Origin of the sequence: Allonocardiopsis opalescens (genome assembly GCF_003002095.1) — a bacterium.
GTDB lineage: Bacteria > Actinomycetota > Actinomycetes > Streptosporangiales > Streptosporangiaceae > Allonocardiopsis > Allonocardiopsis opalescens.
On record NZ_PVZC01000002.1, the window covers coordinates 637,579 to 655,722 of the forward strand.

Annotated in this window: 18 protein-coding genes and 1 pseudogene; 9 read left to right on the forward strand and 10 right to left on the reverse strand. The window is 73.9% G+C overall.

Annotation, left to right across the window (positions count from 1 at the left end; all coding sequences use genetic code 11):
* Positions 1-43: 43 nt before the first annotated feature.
* The 5 genes from CLV72_RS09710 to CLV72_RS09730 form a co-directional block, all read right to left on the reverse strand.
* On the reverse strand, positions 44-694 hold the full coding sequence (locus CLV72_RS09710; protein WP_106243691.1) for a response regulator transcription factor: 651 nt from the start codon (positions 692-694) through the stop codon (positions 44-46).
* Between the two features lie 5 nt (positions 695-699).
* Positions 700-1,980, reverse strand: a complete 1,281-nt coding sequence (locus tag CLV72_RS09715; protein WP_245930039.1) for a sensor histidine kinase — start codon at positions 1,978-1,980, stop codon at positions 700-702.
* Positions 1,981-2,110: 130 nt separating this feature from the next.
* Positions 2,111-2,503 carry a DUF4440 domain-containing protein gene (locus CLV72_RS09720; protein WP_170140930.1) on the reverse strand — a complete coding sequence of 131 codons (393 nt, stop codon included), beginning with the start codon at positions 2,501-2,503 and terminating at the stop codon, positions 2,111-2,113.
* 180 nt (positions 2,504-2,683) lie between these two features.
* Entirely contained in the window at positions 2,684-2,887 is a 204-nt protein-coding gene (locus CLV72_RS09725) for an antitoxin (RefSeq protein ID WP_106243288.1), read from the reverse strand.
* A gap of 151 nt (positions 2,888-3,038) precedes the next feature.
* Complete coding sequence (locus tag CLV72_RS09730; RefSeq protein ID WP_106243292.1) at positions 3,039-4,880, reverse strand: acyl-CoA dehydrogenase; 1,842 nt, start codon at positions 4,878-4,880, stop codon at positions 3,039-3,041.
* Between the two features lie 375 nt (positions 4,881-5,255).
* Here CLV72_RS09730 and CLV72_RS33165 point away from each other — a divergent pair.
* Positions 5,256-5,729 (forward strand): annotated as a pseudogene (locus CLV72_RS33165) (RDD family protein); the annotation flags it as partial.
* On the opposite strand, the gene CLV72_RS09740 reads toward CLV72_RS33165, so the two are convergent.
* Positions 5,685-7,106: an MFS transporter gene (locus tag CLV72_RS09740; protein WP_245930040.1), complete on the reverse strand. Its 1,422-nt coding sequence runs from the start codon at positions 7,104-7,106 to the stop codon at positions 5,685-5,687. The pseudogene CLV72_RS33165 and the gene CLV72_RS09740 overlap by 45 nt on opposite strands.
* A 281-nt stretch (positions 7,107-7,387) precedes the next feature.
* On the opposite strand from CLV72_RS09740, the gene CLV72_RS09745 reads away from it, so the two are divergent.
* The 3 genes from CLV72_RS09745 (at position 7,388) to CLV72_RS09755 (ending at position 10,583) form a co-directional block, all read left to right on the forward strand.
* A complete protein-coding gene (locus CLV72_RS09745) occupies positions 7,388-7,954 on the forward strand; it encodes a TIGR03086 family metal-binding protein (RefSeq protein ID WP_106243703.1) in 567 nt (188 codons plus the stop codon).
* 419 nt (positions 7,955-8,373) lie between these two features.
* Positions 8,374-9,741 carry a nucleobase:cation symporter-2 family protein gene (locus CLV72_RS09750; RefSeq protein WP_106243299.1) on the forward strand — a complete coding sequence of 456 codons (1,368 nt, stop codon included), beginning with the start codon at positions 8,374-8,376 and terminating at the stop codon, positions 9,739-9,741.
* Positions 9,742-9,842: 101 nt separating this feature from the next.
* Complete coding sequence (locus CLV72_RS09755) at positions 9,843-10,583, forward strand: DUF6882 domain-containing protein (RefSeq protein ID WP_106243303.1); 741 nt, start codon at positions 9,843-9,845, stop codon at positions 10,581-10,583.
* 21 nt (positions 10,584-10,604) lie between these two features.
* Here CLV72_RS09755 and CLV72_RS32115 read toward each other — a convergent pair whose 3' ends face one another.
* Positions 10,605-11,339, reverse strand: coding sequence for a hypothetical protein (locus CLV72_RS32115; RefSeq protein WP_170140931.1), 735 nt, complete (start codon positions 11,337-11,339; stop codon positions 10,605-10,607).
* A gap of 55 nt (positions 11,340-11,394) precedes the next feature.
* On the opposite strand from CLV72_RS32115, the gene pyrE reads away from it, so the two are divergent.
* On the forward strand, positions 11,395-11,937 hold the full coding sequence (gene pyrE, locus CLV72_RS09765) for an orotate phosphoribosyltransferase (protein WP_106243307.1): 543 nt from the start codon (positions 11,395-11,397) through the stop codon (positions 11,935-11,937).
* A gap of 19 nt (positions 11,938-11,956) precedes the next feature.
* Here pyrE and CLV72_RS09770 read toward each other — a convergent pair whose 3' ends face one another.
* Entirely contained in the window at positions 11,957-12,391 is a 435-nt protein-coding gene (locus tag CLV72_RS09770; protein ID WP_245930042.1) for a RodZ domain-containing protein, read from the reverse strand.
* Positions 12,392-12,748: 357 nt separating this feature from the next.
* Between CLV72_RS09770 and fbaA the strand changes: the two genes are divergently transcribed.
* From fbaA to CLV72_RS09790, 4 genes are all read left to right on the forward strand, one after another.
* Complete coding sequence (fbaA, locus tag CLV72_RS09775; protein WP_106243315.1) at positions 12,749-13,771, forward strand: class II fructose-bisphosphate aldolase; 1,023 nt, start codon at positions 12,749-12,751, stop codon at positions 13,769-13,771.
* A 115-nt stretch (positions 13,772-13,886) separates the two neighbouring features.
* Positions 13,887-14,141: a hypothetical protein gene (locus tag CLV72_RS09780; protein WP_106243318.1), complete on the forward strand. Its 255-nt coding sequence runs from the start codon at positions 13,887-13,889 to the stop codon at positions 14,139-14,141.
* 239 nt (positions 14,142-14,380) lie between these two features.
* Positions 14,381-14,809: a DUF3151 domain-containing protein gene (locus tag CLV72_RS09785; RefSeq protein WP_106243322.1), complete on the forward strand. Its 429-nt coding sequence runs from the start codon at positions 14,381-14,383 to the stop codon at positions 14,807-14,809.
* 167 nt (positions 14,810-14,976) lie between these two features.
* The gene (locus CLV72_RS09790) at positions 14,977-16,260 is read left to right on the forward strand and encodes an adenylosuccinate synthase (RefSeq protein ID WP_106243325.1); all 1,284 of its coding nucleotides are present in this window, start codon (positions 14,977-14,979) and stop codon (positions 16,258-16,260) included.
* Between the two features lie 28 nt (positions 16,261-16,288).
* On the opposite strand, the gene CLV72_RS09795 is transcribed toward CLV72_RS09790, so the two are convergent.
* A complete protein-coding gene (locus CLV72_RS09795) occupies positions 16,289-16,609 on the reverse strand; it encodes a hypothetical protein (RefSeq protein WP_106243329.1) in 321 nt (106 codons plus the stop codon).
* 75 nt (positions 16,610-16,684) lie between these two features.
* On the reverse strand, positions 16,685-17,812 hold the full coding sequence (locus CLV72_RS09800) for a magnesium and cobalt transport protein CorA (RefSeq protein WP_245930043.1): 1,128 nt from the start codon (positions 17,810-17,812) through the stop codon (positions 16,685-16,687).
* Positions 17,813-18,144: the final 332 nt, after the last annotated feature.

An 18,144-nucleotide genomic window follows, 5' to 3' on the forward strand; every position in this document is an offset into this window, starting at 1 on the left:
GCCCGAGCGGGCCGTCCGGCTCGCCCCCGGAGGGCGGCGCCGGTCAACTGTGGTTCTTCAGGTACTCCAGGACGGCGAGCACGCGGCGGTGCTCGAAGTCGTCCTGGCCCAGGTCGAGTTTGATGAAGATGCCGCGGATGTGCTTCTCGACGGCGCGCTCGGTGACGACCAGCCGGGCGGCGATGCCGGAGTTGTTCAGGCCCTGGGCCATCAGCGAGAGCACTTCCAGCTCGCGCGGGCTGAGCTGGCCCAGCTTGTCGTCATTGCGGTTCCTGGTCAGCAGCTGCGCCACCACCTCGGGGTCGATGGCGGTGCCGCCGCCGGCCACCCGGTGCAGGGTCTCCACGAACTGGTCCACGTCCACCACCCGGTCCTTGAGCAGGTAGCCGATCTTCCCCGCGCCGCTGCCGAGCAGCTCGGCCGCGTAGCGGCTGACGACGTGCTGCGAGAACATGACCACGGCCACCTCGGGCAGCGTGCGGCGGATCTCCAGCGCGGCCCGCATGCCCTCCTCGGAGAAGCCCGGCGGCATCCGCACGTCCACCAGGCACAGGTCCGGCCGGTGCTCCCGCGCGGCGGCCACCAGCTCCTCGCCGTCGCCCGCCTCGCCCGCCACCTCGATGCCCTCGTCCTGCAGCAGCCGGACCAGGCCGGTCCGCAGCAGCACCGAGTCCTCCGCGATCACCACGCGCATCCGCGTCACGCCTCCCATGGCAGTTCGACGGAGACGACGGTGGGTCCGCCCTCCGGACTGTCCACGGTGATACTGCCGTCGACGGCCTGCACCCGGTCGGCCAGGCCCCGCAGGCCGGTGCCGCGCTCGGGGCTGGCGCCGCCCCTGCCGTCGTCGGCGACGACCATCCACAGCAGCTCGCCCTGCCGTTCGACGCGCAGGTCGACCCGGCCGGCCTCGGCGTGCTTGGCCACATTGGTCAGCACCTCGGAGGCGACGTAGTAGGCGACGCCCTCGGTGCGCGCCGAGGGGCGCGACTTCAGCTCGATGACGAGGTTGACCGGGACCGGGCAGCGCCCGGCCAGCACCGGCAGCGCGCTCTCCAGGCCGTGGTCGGTGAGGATGGTGGGGTGCAGGCCGTGGGTGATGTCGTGCAGCTCGGTCATCGCCTCCTTGGCCTCGTTGTGCGCCTCCTCCAGCAGCTGCCTGGCGTGGTCGAGGTCGCGGTTCATCCAGGAGCGGGCCCGGGTGAGGGTCATGGTGAGGGCGAGCAGCCGCTGCTGGGTGCCGTCGTGCAGGTCGCGCTCGATCCGGCGGCGCTCGGCCTCGGCCGCGTCCACCATCCGCTGCCGGCTGGCGCTGAGCCGGCGCACGCGCTGGCGCAGGTGCTTGACCTGGCCGTCCAGCAGCAGGCGGCGGACGAGAACCACGTCCACGGTGGTGAGCTGGGTGGCGATCCAGCCGGTGAACACCAGCACCGCGCCGCCGGTCAGCAGCCCGGCGGCGATCAGCACCGCCCGGGGCGCGCCCAGGTCGAGCCCGGGCCGGTCGAGGTCGAGCAGCAGCAGCCACACCGGCGAGGCGAGCAGCGTCACGGAGACGGCGAGCAGCACGTAGAGCACGGCGGCGGCGAGCAGCCCCCAGAAGCAGGCCGCCGCCGCGTAGCCGACGGCGCGCAGCGCCACCCCGTTGAAGCCGACCCGCTGCCACAGGGTCAGCCGCTCGCCGGAGCGCACCGCCCACCAGGGCCGCACCGGCGGCAGCTCCACCGAAAGCACCGCGCTGATCCGGTGGGTCTGCACCCAGCCGACGGCCAGCGCCCCCAGGCAGCCCAGCAGCAGCACCGGCACCCCGACCAGGAAGACCGGTACCAGCGCGAGGCCGATGACGAACAGCAGCACCGGCACCAGGTAGAGCGGGAAGAGCGCGAGGCCGGTCATCACGTGGACGACGGCGACCAGCTGGTCGCGCAGCCGGGCCGCCGGCCCGGTCCGTCCCGGCGTCTTCGCCACCGCCACCGCCACCACGCCCTCTCCGCCGACCCGCTGCCGACCTTGACCAATCTAGGGCGGCCGGCCGGGGCGCCGACATCCGGCGACCACGTCGGGGCGGGGTCGTGCTAGCACTACCGCCCTGGTCGGGCCGCCGGGGGCGGGCTCAGGCGGGCGGGCCGGCGGGGGTCTGCTGGTGGAAGGCGAGCCGCCAGCCGTCGGCGGTGCGCCGGTAGCCGCTGGTGATCTCGGCGCTGTACGGCGGCTGCCCCTTGCGCTCGGCGGCGACCGCGTAGACCAGCAGCCCGCCGTCGGGGCCGAGCGGCAGCGCCCGTGCCCGCTCGATGGCGTAGGCCGACCAGGGCGGCGCGGCGGCCATGGCCGCGATGCTCTCGGCGCGCTCCAGCACGCCGACGCCGAAGGGCAGCACCATGACGGCGTCGTCGGTGAGTTCGGCGTCGTAGTAGTAGGCGCCGGTGCCGGCGGACAGCGCGCGCCAGCCGGCGTGCTCGCGCTCCAGCAGCTCGGCGAGCAGTTCCGGGTGCGTGGGCGTGGTCATGGCTCCCCTTCTGGCCCTCCGGTCGTGGGGCCGGTCGGGCCAGGGTACGGGTCCGCTCCGACACCGGCCGCCCGCGCGGGCCCGACACACCGTCCCGGGCATGCGGAGGGGTCCCCGGCGGCGCGGTGCGCCGCCGGGGACCCCGGGACGGATTCGGTGGCGGGTCGGGCGCAGGGCCGCTCAGCCGGCCTGGTCGGGCCGCTGCCGGTCGGCGTCCATCCGCTCGCGCGCCTGCTTGGAGGCGGCGTCGATCTGCTCGTCGTGCTTGCCGCCGGTCTTCTTCTTGGCGAACTCGGCCGCCTTGCCGGTCCCCTCCGACACCTTGTCCGGGTGCTGCTTGGCCATGTCCTTGGCCTTGTCCATGGCGTCGCCAATGCCGCCCATCGCGGTACCCCCTCGTGCTCGGTCGGCGGTCGCCGCCACCGCTACCCGGCCTGACCAGGCGTCATGCGGTTCGCGCGCACGCCGGGTGACCGGGCAAGGACGCGCCGCGCCCCCTCGCCGGCGGCGAGGGGGCGCGGGGGGGGCGCGGCGGTTAGAACGCGGCCTCGGGCAGCTCCATCAGCTCCAGGTCGACGGCCTCGGCGGTGCGCCGCTCCGCGGCCAGCCGGGGCAGCACGGTCTGCGCGAAGAACCGGGCGGCGGCCACCTTGCCCTGGTAGAAGGCGCGGTCGTCGCCCTCGGCGGGGGCGGTGCCGTCGGCTCCGTCCAGCCGGGCCAGCGCCACCTCGGCCTGGCGCTGGAGCAGCCAGGCGATCACCAGGTCGCCGAGGGCGAGCAGCAGCCGGGTGCCGTTCAGGCCGGCCTTGTAGATCTCCTCGCCGCGCTCCAGCGAGGCGACGGCGGCGGTGACCATCACGTCGACGATGGCCTGCACGTCGGCGGTGGCCTCGGCGAGCAGGGCCCGCTCGGCCTTGAGCCGGCCGTTGCCCGCCCCGCCCTGGGCGAAGTCCCTGATCTCGGCCATCAGCGCGCCGAGCGCCTGCCCGTTGTTCCGGACGATCTTGCGGAAGAACAGGTCCATGCCCTGGATGGCGGTGGTGCCCTCGTAGAGGGTGTCGATCTTGGCGTCCCTGATGTACTGCTCGACCGGGTAGTCCTGGAGGTAGCCGGAGCCGCCGAGCACCTGCAGCGACTGGGCCAGCATCTCGTAGGAGCGCTCCGAGCCGACCCCCTTGACCAGCGGCAGCAGCAGGTCGTTGGCGGCCTCGGCCGCCTCGTCGCGCTCGCCGCGGAAGGCGGCCAGCTGGACGGCGTCCTGCTGGGAGGCGGTGTGGAAGACCAGCGCCCGCAGCCCCTCGGCATAGGCCTTCTGCAGCATCAGCGAGCGGCGCACGTCGGGGTGGCGGGTGATGGGCACCCGCGGCGCGGTCTTGTCGCCCTGCTTGGCCAGGTCGGCGCCCTGCAGGCGCTCCTTGGCGTAGGCCAGCGCGTTCAGGTAGCCGGTGGACAGGGTGGCGATCGCCTTGGTGCCGACCATCATCCGGGCGTGCTCGATGATCAGGAACATCTGCCGGATGCCGTCGTGGCGGTCGCCGACCAGGGTGCCGACGGCGGGGTGCTCGGCGCCGAAGGTCAGCTCGCAGGTGGTGGAGGCCTTCAGGCCCATCTTGTGCTCGACGTTGGTGGCGTAGACGCCGTTGCGCTCGCCGAGGGTGCCGTCCTCGTTCACCAGGTACTTGGGCACCAGGAACATCGACAGGCCCTTGGTGCCGGGGCCGTGGCCCTCGGGGCGGGCCAGCACCAGGTGGAAGATGTTCTCGGCCATGTCGTGCTCGCCCGAGGTGATGAAGCGCTTGACGCCCTCGATGTGCCAGGTGCCGTCGGCCTGCTGGACGGCGCGGGCGCGGCCGGCGCCCACGTCGGAGCCGGCGTCGGGCTCGGTCAGCACCATGGTGGCGCCCCACTTGCGCTCGACCGCCAGCTCGGCGAAGCGGCGCTGCGCCTCGGTGCCCTCCTTGTAGAGCACTCCGGCGAAGGCGGGCCCGGCGGAGTACATGTGCACGGCGGGGTTGGCGCCCAGGACCAGCTCGCCGACGGCCCAGGCCAGGCTGCGCGGGGCGCCGAGGCCGCCCAGCTCGGGGATGAGGTCGACCCGGAACCACTCGGCGTCCATATACGCCTGGTAGGACCGCTTCACGCCCTCGGGCATGGTGACGGTGGAGGTCTCGGGGTGGAACACGGGCGGGGTGCGGTCGCCCTCGGCGAAGCTCGCGGCGAGCGGACCGGTCGCCAGCCGGTTCACCTCGTCCAGCACGCTGCGCGCGGTGTCCTCGTCGACCTCGGCGAAGGGTCCGTCGCCGAGGACGTCCTGACGCTTGAAGACCTCGAAGAGGTTGAACTCGAGGTCACGGAGGTTGCTCCTGTAGTGGGTCATGGGGGCGCTCCGCTTCTGTTCTGCCACCGGGTGCCAGCTCTACTGACGAGTAGGATCACCTGAATGCTACTCGCCAGTAGCTTGTCTGCCAACGCGCGACACCGCCGACGTGACCAAGGTGACAGCGGCCGCTCGCACCCCGCTCGACGGCGGCGCGACACAGGTCGGCCGGACCTGACGGAGTGCGGCCGCCGGACGCCGGCCGCCGCGCAATCGGTGTCGATCAAGGGGCGTCCGATCGGCGCACCCTGGGTATCAGCACCCCAGAGTTCACCAGAGCGCAACACCCGCACCGCCGGACCGGCGCCGAGGGCGGGTACGGATGTGGGTGTTCGCCCGGTGGCGATACGTCGGCTGCACTGGCTGGAGGTGGCGATGGCGCGCGAGACCGCGGAACAGCTCGACCTCGAACTGACCGAGCACAACGACTATCTGCGCCGTGTCGGCGGCGCGCCGCCCCCCGGAGCCGAGGCCCCGGCGCCGTACCGGCTGCGCACGCCGACCCCCCGCGACACCGCCGTGGTCGGCAGACGCGCCGCCCAGTGCCTGGTCGACCTGGTCGCCTCCTCGGGCGCGCCCGTCGTGCTCGCCCTGCTGCTGGTGCTGGTGCCGATCGGCGACACCGCGAGCCTCGGCCCGGTGCAGCTGTCGGTGGCCGCCGTGCTGGTGGGGCTGGTGGCCCTGGGCTCCTACCTCTGGTACTGGGTGATCCGGCCGAGCCGGGCGCGCGGCCAGACCATGGGCATGCGCCTCGCCCAGGTGCGGGTGGTGGCCGCCGACGGCTCCCCGGTGGGGCTGGGCCGGCTACTGGTCCGCTGGCTGCTGCTCCCGGTGGACCTGGCGCTGGTCGGGCTGGTCTCGATGGCCGTCGGCCGCTACCACCAGCGGCTCGGCGACCGCCTCGCCGGCACCGTCGTGATCCGCGACTGAGGCCCGCGCGGCCCGCCGCGCCCGCCACAGCAGCACGGCCAGCAGCAGCGTGGCCGCCAGCACCAGCCCGGTGATCGGCCGGAAGGCGACCTGGAAGGCGTGCCCGTCGCGCTCGGCGCCGCCCAGGACGTCCAGCAGCACGCCCGCGCTGACCGTGCCGATGGTGACCGCGATGAAGCCGCTGGTGTTCACCACGCCCGACACCGCGCCGATCCGCTCGACCGGCACGCCGTCGCGGGCGAAGTCGAAGGCGACGGCGGGCGCGATCCCGGCGAAGGCCGCGCTCACCACCAGGATGGCCACCACGCCCGGCAGCGGCGGCGGCCCGCCGGGCCAGGACACCAGCAGCAGCCAGCCGGTGCTCAGCGCGATCCCGGCGCCGAGTGCGATGAACGAGCGCGCCGGCGCCCACCGGCCGATGGCCAGCCCGGCCACCGGGGCCAGCAGCAGCGGGATGAGCGCGACCGCGGTGAGCAGGCCGCTGGCCCTGGCCGCTTCCAGGCCGACGCCCTCGACCAGGAAGGGGTAGCCCCACAGCACCGCGAGCATAGTGAACGGACTCATGATCATGAAGTGCACGGCCATGCCGATCCGGGGGCCGGGCGTGCTGAAGGCGGTGCGCAGCCCGGCCAGCGCCGAGCGGCGCCCGGCCCTGGCCGGGACCGGCACCGGGCGGTCGCGCACCAGGGTGAGCACCGCCGCGCCGAGCAGCACGTTCACCAGCCCGGCCGCGGTGAAGGCCGCCGTCCAGCCGACGCCGCGCAGCAGCAGGTCGAGAGGGCCGGCGCTGACCACCTGGCCGAGGCCGCCGACCAGCCCGAGCAGGCTGGCCATCACCGGGTACCAGCGGCGCGGGAACCAGGCGGCGGCCAGCAGCATCACGCTGAGGAAGACGACCGCGTCGCCGAGCCCGATCAGGATCCTAGCCGCGAAGGCCAGTTCGATCCCGGGCGCCCAGGCGAACAGCAGCACCCCGGACGCGCCCGCGAGCAGCCCGAAGGTGAGCATCCGGCGCGGGCCGAAGCGGTCGGCCACCATGCCGGCCGGGACCTGGAGCAGCACGTAGACCAGCAGCTGGAGCATGGGCAGCAGCGACAGCAGGGCGGGCCCGACGTCGAAGCGCTGCTGCGCCTCCAGCGCGGCCACGCCCAGGCTGTTGCGGTGGAACATGGTGAGGCAGTAGACGAGGGCGCCGATCCCCCACACCAGCCAGGCGCGGCCGCCGCCGAGCGGGGGTGCGCCGGGGCGGGAGGGGGCTGGGGCGGTGGATCCGGGTACGGCCGAGGGGGCGCTCACTTCGGAGTCCGCAACATCGATCGCCCTAACCCGCGCCTCGCCGCCGTTCCGCCGATCATTCTAGGCGCGGCCGCTCCGCGAACCACCCATCAGGGACGCCAGGGCGGAAAAGGTCCGGGCGAGCCTCGTCACACCGGCCCCGGCCGGGTGGGGCCGCGCACCGGTCAGCGCCCGCCGCTCGGGGTAGGGGAAGCCCAGGAGGCCCGGCCGACGGACCGGGACGGGCGCCCGCGCCAGGGCCGTCCCAGCGCCGTCCGGGCCCCGAGACGGAAGGGATGATCATGTCTGGTCTGCTTGATCTGCACGGGAGGGCGCTCGCCGGCTTCGACGAGCGCGTGGACGCCATCGGCCCCGACCAGTGGCACGCCGCGACCCCGTGCGCCGAGTGGGACGTGCGCAGGCTGCTCGGCCACATGGTCGCGGAGCAGCTGTGGGTGCCGCATCTGCTCAAGGGCGAGACGCTTGAGGACGTGGGCGACCGCTACGACGGCGACCAGCTCGGCGACGACCCGGTGACGGCGTGGCGCACGGCGGCGAGCGAGGCGCGGGCGGCCTGGCTGTGGCCCGGGGTGCTGGCGCGGCGGGTGCACCTGTCCTCCGGGCTCGCCGACGCGGGCGTCTACTGCTGGCAGATGACGCTGGACCTGGCCGTGCACGGCTGGGACCTGGCCCGGGCCGTCGGCTACGACGAGAAGATGGACACCGAGCTGGCCGAGGCGCTCTACACCTGGGCGGCGCCGCAGGCAGGGGCCTGGGCCGGCAGCGGCTCCTTCGGCGAGCCCGTGCCGGTGCCCGAGGACGCCGACGCCCAGGAGCGGCTGCTCGGCCTGCTGGGGCGCCGGGTCTAGCGCCGAAGCGGCGGGCGACGCGGCCGGGGCGTGCGGCGCACGCGCCCCGGCCGCCGCGTGTCGCGGCCCTCCGATTCCCCTTCCGGCCCCCTCGCCTCCCGATCGCCGGCGCCTATTCCCGATCGCCGTTATTGCGGCCGGTGCGGCGGATTGCGGGGCGGCCCGTCCGCCGGCCGCGTTTTCGCGCCGCCCCCGCCTCCCGTCCCGCTCCCTCGACCCGAGCGAGATCACCCCTTCCGGCGTATTCCCTGCGGGTGGGCGCCGTGGCATCATTGTCGCCATTCATTATTTGATCATCGAATCGACTGAAATTGGCGGCACATTCTAGACGACAATGATTTATCCGGGTTTCCACCGGGTTAATTGGCGGTTGCGTTCGGCACTGCGCCGCCGCCCGGCGGACCTTCAGGGAGGCACGCATGCACACCGGAGCGGACCGGCCGGACGCCCCCGCCGAGGTCGTCCACCCCGTCGACGAGCGGCCGCCGCCGATGCGGCTGCTCACCCTCGCCCTGCAGCACGTCCTGGCCATGTACGCGGGCGCCGTGGCGGTCCCGCTCATCGTCGGCGGCGCCGCCGGGCTCGACTCCGCCGACATCGCCTACCTGATCAACGCCGACCTGCTCATCTCCGGGGTGGCCACCCTCATCCAGTGCGTGGGCGTGTGGCGCTTCGGCATCCGGTTGCCGATCATGCAGGGCTGCACCTTCGCCGCCGTCACCCCGATGACCGTCATCGTCACCACCGGCGGCGGGCTGCCGGCCGTCTACGGGGCGGTGATCCTGGCCGGGGTCGCCGCCGTGCTGGCCGCGCCGTACTTCGCCCGGCTGATCCGCTTCTTCCCGCCGGTGGTGACCGGCACGGTCATCCTGATCATCGGGATCTCGCTGCTGCCGGTGGCCGGGCGGTGGGCGGCCGGCGGCGCCGGAGCGCCCGACTTCGGCGCGCCGCGCAATATCGCGCTGGCCGCGGGCGTCCTCGTCCTCATCCTGCTGGCGCAGCGCTTCCTGCCGGGCTTCTGGAGCCGGGTGGGCGTGCTGCTCGGGATCGCGGCGGGCACCCTGGTGGCGCTGCCGCTCGGCATGGCCGACTTCGCGCCGGTCGCCGAGGCCGCCTGGCTGGGGGTCAGCACCCCGTTCCACTTCGGCCTGCCCGTGTTCGAGATCGGCGCCGTCATCTCGATGCTGGTGGTGATGCTGGTGGCGATGACGGAGACCACCGGCGACTTCCTCGCCGTGGGCCGGATCACCGGCCGCCCCGCCGACCGGCGGATGGTCGCCGACGGCCTGCGCGCCGACGGCTTCTCCACCGCCCTGGGCGGGGTGTTCAACACCTTCCCCTACACCGCCTTCGCGCAGAACGTCGGCCTGGTGGCGCTGACCGGCGTGCGCAGCCGCTGGGTCGTCGCCTGCTCCGGCGGCATCCTGGTGCTGCTCGGGCTCTTCCCCAAGCTGGGCGAGGTGGTGGCGCTGATCCCCGCCCCGGTGCTGGGCGGCGCGGGCCTGGTCATGTTCGGCACGGTGGCCGCGCAGGGCGTGCGCACCCTGGCCGAGGTGCCCTTCACCGGGAACTCCAACGCGCTGATCGTCGCCGTCTCGGTGGCCGTCGGGGTGCTCCCGGTCGGCGTCCCCGGCTTCTACGACGCCTTCCCCGCCTGGGCGCAGACCGTGCTGCACTCCGGCATCAGCGCGGGCTGCGTCTGCGCCATCGCGCTCAACCTGCTGTTCAACCACGGCCGCGGCCGCCGGGGGCCCGCCGCGGACGCGCAGCCGGAACCGGCCGCCTAGGGCGGGAACGATGACCCGCGCCGGACCGTTGCCGCCGCGTGACGGCGGCGGTCCGGCGCTGCGCGCCGGCCGCCACACCTCGGACGAAACGGCGGGCATCGATGCAGAACACGGGTTCCGGGCACGGCGCGGGCGGACCGGCACCGGACGGGCGGCGCTGGTTCGGCCCGCGGCTGGAGTGGCTGGGCGCCTGCCACGCGGCGACGGTCCCCGTCCAGGTGGAGACGTACAACTCCTACCAGCCCGCGGCCGACTGGAATGTGAACCTCATCGAGGGCACCCTCCGGCAGGGAGCGGTCACCGTGCGGGTCTCGCCGCTCGGCTCCCTGGGCACCGACGCCAGCTGGCTGTGGGCCTGGGCGAACGAGCAGACCTTCCCGCCGGACTCCCCCGGCGCGGTGGCGAGCAGGCGGCTCCGGGAGATCGGCGAGCGGATCGGCGCTCCCGAGCTGACCACCCCGCGCCTGGAGCTGGCGGAGTTCGCCGATCCCCGGCTGGCGGCCGAGCGGCTGATGATGGCCGCCATGGGCGCGCTGTACGGGCGCGGCTACGCGGGCGTGACGGCGGGCACCGGCGCACGCGTCTACCTGCTGGTGGACGACCCCGCGGTGCCGCTGGCCGAGTTCGACCGCGTCGCGATGCCGCGCCACCTGGTGCGGGGCGTGGAGCTCTTCCCGCACGACCACTTCGAGACGGCCTGGGGCTACCTGACCAGGTACGGCTTCACCATCACCCGCAAGGACCGCGACGAGCTGGTCGGCGAGCGCCCGGGCTGCTCGGTGCGGATCGTCTTCGACCAGCACGGCCGGATCACCAAGGTGAGCGCGAACCTCGGCGGCTGAGCCCGCCCGGTCCCGCACCGCTCACAGCAGCCCGAGCAGTTCCACCAGCGCGCGGGCGGTGGCGCCGGGCGCGGCGGCCGCCGCCCACGGGCCGAGATCGCGCTCGACCACCGGCCAGCCGCGCAGCCGCGCCTGCCGGGCGGCGGCGTCGCCCTCCGGGCAGGTGCGCAGGCAGCCGGCCGGCGCGTCCGGCCAGTCCTGGACCAGCGGCAGCGGCTCGGTGAAGAAGTCCGCGCCGCGGGGGCGCAGGGCGCCGGCCGGCGGGGCGGGCCCGTCGGGGTGGGTGCCGCCGGAGTCCAGCCGGGCCCGCAGTGCGCGCGACTCCCCCGGCCGCTGGGCGTCCAGCAGGTCGAAGCGGTCGGAGGCGCCCGCACGCGGCAGCGCGGCGTCGACGAAGGCGTAGCCGGCCACGGGGCGGTGCGCGGCGCGCTGGGTCGCCGCGATCGCCGGCAGCAGCGGGCCCGCGTCGCCGTGCGCGACCAGCAGCACCGGCCCGGTGAGCCCGGCCGCGGCGATCTCCAGGGCGGCGCGGGCCACGTAGCGGACGGCGTAGGGCGGCCGGTCGTCGTCGGCGACCGCGGGGACGACCGCGGGCAGGCCGGCCGCGGCCAGCCGCTCGGGCAGCGCGCCCCAGGTCTCGGCGGTGGCGAGCGGGCTGTGCAGCAGCACCGCGACCGCGCCCGCGCGGGCGGCGGGCCCCACGGGTTCGCTGAAGGCGGGCGGCGGGGCGGGTGGCGTGGGAGGCGAGGCAGGCACGGTCACCACTGTGCCACCGCCGGGCGCGGGGGCGTGATCGTCTAAGGTCGGAGCCATGAGCGACCGCGAGCGGCTGAGGGCCGAGATCACGGCGAAGGCGGTCGTGCGCGGCCGGGTGGTGCTGTCGTCGGGCCGCGAGGCCGACTACTACGTCGACATGCGCCGGATCACCCTGGACTCCGCCGCGGCGCCGCTGGCCGGCCGGGTCATGCTCGACCTCACCGCCGATCTGGACTTCGACGCCGTCGGCGGCCTGACCCTGGGCGCCGACCCGGTGGCCGCCGCCATGCTGCACGCCGCCGCGGCGCGGGGCCGCCGCCTCGACGCCTTCGTGGTGCGCAAGTCCGAGAAGGCCCACGGCCTGCAGCGCCGGGTGGAGGGGCCCGAGGTGTCCGGGCGGCGGGTGCTCGCCGTCGAGGACACCTCCACCACCGGCGGCTCCGTGCTGACCGCCGTGGACGCCCTGCGCGAGGCGGGCGCCGAGGTGGTGGCGGTCGCCGTCATCCTCGACCGCGGCGCACGCGGGCGCGTCGAGGAGGCCGGGCTGCGCTACCTGAGCGCCTACACCCCCGAGGACCTGGGCCTGGACGGCTCCTGAGCGCTCGCGCGCTCCCCGCTCACTCCCGCCGGGTGACCGTGAAGCTGTAGTCGGGCGGCTGGTCGGCGATGTCGACCAGGCGGCCGTTCACGTAGACCTCGACGGCGGCCGGGTCGCCGATGGTGACGTCGAGTTCGTCCTGGTCGAAGACGAGCAGTTCGCCGCTGTGCACGGTGGTGTCGCTGAGCACGTCGCCGCCGGGCACGCGCACGAACAGGCTGGTGGACTCGCCGGTGACCCGGATGTACAGGGAGTGGCCCTGAGCCGACGCCGCGGCGCCCGAGAGCTCGGACTCCGAGCCGCCGACCGCCTCGGCGGACGCACCGCCGTCGGCCGAGAACAGGCCGAGCATGGCGGTGGCGCCGATGGCCAGCAGCGCAAGCAGCACGACGCCCGCGACAATGACGAAGGCGAATCGGCCGCCGCCGCCCGGATCAGGTCGATGACGTCCCACGGCACCGAATGTAGCGTGTGGGGCCCGGAAATATCGACGGCCGGATTCGACCGCCTCGAACGGTGACATTGCCACTACCCCACGGCATTAGTGCACCGCCATTATCCGGATACGGTGCGGACCGTTCCACCCGGCGGAAATTTCGGCCGGGCCTTTCCGTAGGGTTGTTTCGCGGCGTCGGAGCGGACGCCCGCCCGGCGGCGGTCCGGCCGCCGCCCGGACCCCTACGGCGGCCCGAGCGCCGCCCACCCTGGCCGACCGGCGCGTTTCCGCGCGGCTGCCGACTCCGCAATACTGGCCGCAGAGGACTAGACCACACCTCGACCACGGGTGACATCCGATCACAGGGAGTAGAACATGGCCATCGCGTCCCCAGAGGTCTACGCCGAGATGCTGGACCGGGCGAAGACCCAGGGTTTCGCCTACCCGGCTATCAACGTCACCTCCAGTCAGACGCTGCACGCGGCGCTGCGCGGCTTCGCCGAGGCCGAGAGCGACGGCATCGTGCAGGTGTCCACCGGCGGTGCGGAGTTCCTCTCCGGCAGCACCATCAAGGACATGGTGACCGGGTCGGTCGCCTTCGCGGAGTTCGCCCGGGTCGTCGCGGAGAAGTACCCGGTGAACATCGCGCTGCACACCGACCACTGCCCGGAGAACAAGCTCGACGGCTTCGTCCGCCCGCTGCTGGCCATCTCCAAGGAGCGGGTCGCCAAGGGCCAGGAGCCGCTGTTCCAGTCGCACATGTGGGACGGCTCCGCGGTGCCGCTGGACGAGAACCTGCGCATCGCCGAGGACCTGCTCGCCCAGGCGGCCGCGGCGCACATCGTGCTGGAGATCGAGGTCGGCGTGGTCGGCGGTGAGGAGGACGGCATCGTCGGCGAGATGAACGAGAAGCTGTACACCACCCCCGACGACGGCTTCGCCACCGCCGCCGCGCTGGGCCTGGGCGAGAAGGGCCGCTACATCACCGCGCTGACCTTCGGCAACGTCCACGGCGTGTACAAGCCGGGCCACGTCAAGCTGCGCCCTGAGGTGCTGGACGAGATCCAGAAGGCCGTCGGCGCCAAGTACGGCAAGGAGAAGCCCTTCGACCTGGTCTTCCACGGCGGCTCCGGCTCCTCGCTGGAGGAGATCCGGGCGGCCATCGACTACGGCGTGGTGAAGATGAACATCGACACCGACACCCAGTACGCCTTCACCCGCCCGATCGTCGAGCACATGTTCACCAACTACACCGGTGTGCTGAAGGTCGACGGCGACGTGGGCAACAAGAAGGTCTACGACCCCCGCTCCTACGGCAAGGCCGCCGAGGCGGGCATGGCCGCTCGCGTGGTGGAGGCGGCCCAGTCGCTGAAGTCGGCGGGCCAGAAGATGAAGTAGCGGCCGGATGTCCGGTCGGCGCGGCGCGGGCGGTGCGGCGGCACCGGTCCGCGCCGCCGTGCCGGCGCGGCGCCGATCCCCGGACGCGCGCCGCCCGGCTGGCTAGCATCAGGGCATGCGCAACCTGAGCCACGACGAGTACGACACCGAGCTGCTGCGCGACGGCGAGGTGCTGCGGATCGGCTCGATCGTCTACCGGGGCCGCACCGTGCTGCCCGCGGACGGGCCGGACGCGTTCGCGCCGCTGCGCAGCTGGGCCCAGGGCGCGGCCGACTTCACCGACAGCCCGATCACGTGGCGGGCCTGCCAGGGCGGGAAGGTCGTGGCGGAGGGCTCGCTGCTACCGGCCCAGGCGCCCGAACCAGGCTGACGGCCAGAACAGCGCTCTGGCGCTCTGCGCACCGCACTTGGCGCAGGTGTACTTGCGGTGGTAGGCGTCGTACACCCAGTCGTGCTGTCCACCCTGCGGGCAGGCGCTCACTTCGCGGTCCTCCTACGAGATCTTCCCGTCCCCTGCCAGGAGTCTACGAGCCGGGGCCCGGCCGCACCCGGTCAGCCGGTCAGACGGCCGGAGTGGGCCGCGCTCGCCCGGTGCGGCAGGATGGTCGCATGAGTTTCGAGCGCCAGAACCTGCTCGGCGGGCCGCCGCCGACCCACCTGCCCGAGGAGCCCGAGGCCGACGACGCGCTCGCCACCGGCACCGATCCGGCCGAGGTCGCGGCCGCGCATCCCACGTCGTCGGCGGCCTGGGCCGCGCTGGCCGACCGCGCCTTCGCGGCCGGCTCGGTGGTGGAGTCCTACGCGTACGCCCGCACCGGGTACCACCGCGGCCTGGACCGGCTGCGCCGCGCCGGCTGGAAGGGCCACGGCCCCATCCCGTGGGAGCACGAACCCAACCGCGGCTTCCTGCGCAGCCTGCACGCCCTGGGCCGCGCGGCCGAGGCCATCGGCGAGACCGGCGAGGCGGAGCGCTGCCGCCAGTTCCTGCGCGACAGCAGCGAGGCGGCCGAGGCGGCGCTGGGCGGCGCGGAGTCCTGACCCCGGGGGCGCCGGCCACCGGGGCGTACCGCTCCTTAACAGCCCTCCCTTCCTCGGGTACCCTCCTTGTGTAAGAGCCCCTGCCGCGTCGCGAACAGGGGCTTCGGCCTGTCGGAGCCCCGGCGCGCGAGCGCCGGGCCCCGACGGAGGAAGAGGGGTGCGCGGGCATGCCGGCGATCACGCTGATCGGGGCCCAGTGGGGTGACGAGGGCAAGGGGAAGGCCACCGACCTTGTCGGCGACCGGGTCGACTACGTCGTCCGGTACCAGGGCGGCAACAATGCCGGCCACACCGTCGTCATCGGCGACCAGCACTACGCCCTGCACCTGCTCCCGTCGGGGGTGCTCTCCCCCGAGGTCGTGCCCGTGATCGGCCCCGGCGTGGTCATCGACCCCGGGGTGCTGTTCGGGGAGATCGAGGGGCTCCAGGCCCGCGGGGTGAGCTGCGAACGGCTGCTGATCTCGGCGAACGCGCACCTGATCATGCCCTACCACCGGGCCCTGGACAAGGTGAGCGAGCGCTTCCTGGGCAAGGCCAAGATCGGCACCACCGGGCGCGGCATCGGCCCCACCTACGCCGACAAGATCGCCCGGATCGGGGTGCGGGTGCAGGACCTCTTCGACCCCGGCATCCTCCGCCAGAAGCTCGAACTCGCGCTGCGCGACAAGAACCAGGTCCTCACCAAGGTCTACAACCGCCGCGGCATCGAGATCGACGCGGTGCTGGAGGAGTACGTCGGCTACGGCGAGCGGCTGCGCCCGTTCGTCGCCGACACCACCCTGGTGCTCAACCGCGCGCTCGACGCCGGCAAGACCGTGTTCCTGGAGGGCTCGCAGGGCACCCTGCTCGACATCGACCACGGCACCTACCCCTTCGTCACCTCCTCCTCGCCCACCGCGGGCGGCGCCTGCGCGGGCGCCGGCATCGGCCCCACCCGCATCACCAAGGTGATCGGCATCCTCAAGGCGTACACCACCCGCGTCGGCGCCGGGCCCTTCCCCACCGAACTCCTCGACGAGATGGGCGAGCGGCTGCGCAGCGTCGGCGGCGAGTACGGCGTCACCACCGGCCGCAACCGCCGCTGCGGCTGGTTCGACGCGGTGATCGCCCGCTACGCCACCCGGGTCAACGGCATCACCGACTTCTTCCTCACCAAGCTCGACGTGCTCAGCGGGCTGGAGCGGGTGCCGGTGTGCGTCGCCTACGAGGCCGACGGCGAGCGCACCGACGAGATGCCGCTCACCCAGACCGCCTTCCACCACGCCAAGCCGGTGTACGAGTACCTCGAGGGCTGGTCCGAGGACATCAGCGGCGTCCGCGACTTCGCCGAACTGCCCAAGAATGCGCAGGTGTACGTGCGCACCCTGGAGGAGATGGCCGGGGCGCGCATCTCCGCCATCGGCGTCGGCCCTGGCCGCGAGCAGACCCTGGAGCTGCACACCCTGGTGTGAGCCCGGCGCCGCCGGGGCCGTCACGGCCTCAGCGGCGGCCGCCGGTCACGCTGCCGTAGCCGTAGGAGCCGTGGAACTGCGGCGGCTGCGCGGGCTGCGGCGGCGGCTGCCAGTGCTGCGACGGCGGCTGGTGGCCGGAGCCCGTACCGGAGCCGGAGGCGCCGGAGTCGGAGTCCTCGGCGTCCGAGCGGTCCGACCAGATGCCGAAGGCGATCAGTCCGGCGAACAGGGCGGCGCAGAGGATGAGGCCGCCGTCCTCGATGACGTCGTCGACGCGGGCGCGCAGCCACCGCGCCACCCGGCGCCGCCGCGGCCGGGCGGCGCCGGTGAACCCGTCGCGCCCGCCCATGACCTGGGTGTGACCGCCCGGCGTGCGGCCAAACGCCCGCCCGCCGACCGGATCGGGCCACCGCGGGGCGGCGGCTCAGATCCAGCCGTTGCGGCGGAAGCGCCACCACATGAACACGCAGACCCCGACGATGGCCAGCACGGTGAGCGGGTAGCCGTAGCGGAAGTTCAGCTCCGGCATGTGGTCGAAGTTCATGCCGTAGATGCCGGCGATCGCGGTGGGCACCGCGAACAGCCCTACCCAGGCTGTCATCCGGCGCTGGTCCTGGCTCTCGGCCGCGGTGACCTGCGCCAGGTGCGCCTGGAGGATCGAGGTCAGCAGCTCGTCGCAGGCCTCGACGTGCTCCTTGACCCGGGTGAGGTGGTCCTCCACGTCGCGGAAGTACTCGCTCATCTCCTCAGGCACCAGCTCGCGCTCGACGATGTCGCGCATCGGCTGGATCAGCGGCGCGACGGCGCGCTTCAGCTCGATCAGCTCCCGCTTGAGCTGGTAGATCCGCTCCACGTCATTGCTGCGCTCAGGGGCGAAGACGCTCGACTCCACCTCGTCCAGCGCCTCCTGCAGGGCGTCGGCGATGGACAGGTAGTCGTCCACGGCGCGGTCGGCGATGGCGTGCAGCACCCCCGCCGGGCCCTGGGCCAGCAGCTCGGCGTCGGCCTCCAGCGCCCGGCGGATCGGGCGCAGCGAGAAGTGCTCGCCGTGGCGGACGGTGACGATGAAGTCGGGACCGATGAAGGCCATGATCTCGCCGCTCTCGACCACCTCGCTGCTGTCGCTGCGGTAGCGCAGCGTCTTGACCACGCTGAACAGGGTGTCGTCGTAGCGCTCCAGCTTGGGCCGCTGGTGGGCGTGCACGGCGTCCTCGACGGCCAGCTTGTGCAGGTCGAAGACGGTGGCCAGCTCGGCCAGCTCGTCGGCGTGCGGCTCGTGCAGGCCGACCCAGACGAAGGCGCCCGCGCCGGCGCCGGCCGCGCGGACCAGGCGGACCGCCTCGGCGACGTCCGCGGCGTCCAGCCGCCGTCCGCCGACGTAGGCGGCGCAGTCGATGACGGAGGCGGGCAGGCCGGGACGGTCGCCGCGCAGCCGGGGGTCGGCGCCCAGCGGCCGCGCCGCGCTGACGCGCAGCGGCCGGGCGGGCCGCCCGGCGCGGTCGAGGCGGGCGGACCGGTTCAGCGTGGTGAAGAGGGTGTTTCCAGAACGCACCGGAGGCTCCTTCCCGTCCGGTGCGCGCGGCGACGCGCTCAGCGCCCCGGCGGAGAACCGGGGGCGGCGCGGAAGACCGGGCGGCCGGACGACGGATCGGGCTGGCTGACGGCGGGGAGACGGAAGAGCGTTCCGCCGGTCCTACTGCTGGGATCGCCAGGATTCACGCTGACCACCTCCTCGGATCCGGTACCGCGCTGGGTACGTCCGGCACGCCCGTGGCCGGGCGTGGTCGCCCCCGGTGGGCCGCGACCGCCTGCCGGGGTCGGCACTGCCAAGAATGGGGGCCGGTGCGCCGTCGCGCGCCGATTCGCCGCCGTGGACGACGAGCC